The sequence below is a fragment of the Streptomyces sp. BK79 genome, from assembly GCF_044142145.1.
GTDB lineage: Bacteria > Actinomycetota > Actinomycetes > Streptomycetales > Streptomycetaceae > Streptomyces.
In genome coordinates, this window is record NZ_JBHVOC010000072.1 from 1 (window position 1) to 1,556 (window position 1,556).

2 protein-coding genes are annotated in these 1,556 nt (G+C 67.4%); one reads left to right on the forward strand and one right to left on the reverse strand.

Features of this window, described 5'->3' with window-relative positions:
• Window positions 1-40: 40 nt before the first annotated feature.
• A protein-coding gene (locus ACFIF2_RS35800; RefSeq protein WP_395577471.1) for an IS5 family transposase occupies window positions 41-843 on the forward strand; the annotation gives its coding sequence in 2 pieces (ribosomal slippage) (window positions 41-392 and window positions 392-843; 804 coding nt in all).
• A 36-nt stretch (window positions 844-879) separates the two neighbouring features.
• Here the strand turns inward: ACFIF2_RS35800 and ACFIF2_RS35805 are convergent.
• Window positions 880-1,440 carry a hypothetical protein gene (locus ACFIF2_RS35805; protein WP_395577472.1) on the reverse strand — a complete coding sequence of 187 codons (561 nt, stop codon included), beginning with the start codon at window positions 1,438-1,440 and terminating at the stop codon, window positions 880-882.
• Between the last annotated feature and the right edge of the window lie 116 nt (window positions 1,441-1,556).

The following is a 1,556-nucleotide window of genomic DNA, read 5'->3' on the forward strand; positions in this document are numbered from 1 at the left end:
TTAGACGGTGTCTCGATTGGCTGTAGCTCGTTGACCTGGCATGGACATAGTTGAGCGGCTGGTGCCGGACGGGCTGTGGGAGATCTTCCAGACGGTGGCGCCAGAGCCGCCGGTACGTGCCCAAGGTGGGGGCCGGCGGCGGTGCGATGACCGCGCGGTATTGGCCGCGATTATCTTCGTCGCCACCTCGGGCTGCACCTGGCGGCAACTGCCGCCGATCTTCGGCGCCTCCTGGCAGACGGTCCACCGCCGCTTCACCGACTGGTCCACGGCCCGGGTGTGGGCCAAGCTGCACCGGGTGGTGCTGGACCGGCTCGGCGGGAGCGGCGAGCTGGACTGGTCGCGCTGCGCGATCGACTCGGCCAGTGTCCGGGCGGTCAAAGGGGGCCGCTGACTGGACCGAATCCGACAGATCGCGGCAAGCTCGGGTCGAAAATCCACGTCATCTGCGACCGCAACGGGCTGCCGATCTCGGTGGGCATCTCCGGCGCCAACCTCCACGACAGCCAGGCCCTGATACCGCTGATGCGCGGCATCCCTCCGATCCGCTCCCGCCACGGGCCCCGGCGCCGCCGCCCGGCCAAACTCCACGCGGACAAGGGCTACGACTTCGACCACCTGCGCGGCTGGCTGCGCCGTCGACAGATCGTGCCACGCATCGCCCGCCGCGGCATCGAGCCGTCCGGCCGTCTGGGCCGGCATCGCTGGGTGGTCGAGCGCACGATGTCCTGGCTGAACGGCTGCCGCCGTCTGCACCGCCGCTACGAGCGCACGGCCGAGCACTTCCTTGCCTTCGTCGGCATCGCCAGCGCCCTCATCTGCTACCGCCGACTCATCCGATGAGGCTCGCCTTCCCCGCGGCCCAGCGCCAGGGGCGATCTACCAGTGGTGCCAGACCTCTGCGGGAGTGATGTCCCAGGAGCTGCCCGCGATCTCTCCCGTGTTGAAGAACGATGCCCAACTCAGGACCGTATCGCCAGCGCGCTGCCCGCCCCGATCGAACTCGAAGCCGGGCCAGCACAGGTCGCCCGTGAGGCAATACGAGATACCCAAACTACGTTCAACAGCGCACGCCTCCATCTCCGCGTCCAGCTCCGACGGCACACGGCCGATCAGGCGGACCCCCTCGCAGATGACCTGGGGACCGCGCAGCCCATCGACGAGCACACAGGTCAAGCCCACGTCTTCGACGAAGTAGCACTTCACAGCAGGGCGATGCTTGTCCCACTCGGCCCTGCGAAACTCCACGCGCCACTGAGCCCGTTGCGGACTCCACCGCTCAATCTCACTTTCCTCGGCAGCAAAGCCATGCCCCGCCATGATCGCTACCACATCATGTCGATGGTCTCCGAAGCTCAGCGGCCCAACCGTCTGGCAGGGAACGTAATCCCACTGCTCCCGCTCCGAGTCCGCGAGCACCGCCCAGTAGCCCATGTCCATCGACGCATGATCGTCCACTCGGCACTGCCGACACAATCTGACCGAGGGCCCAGAGGAACCACCCAGGTCCACGACCTCGCGCGACCCCACTATCGCAGCCAATCAAGACGAGGTCT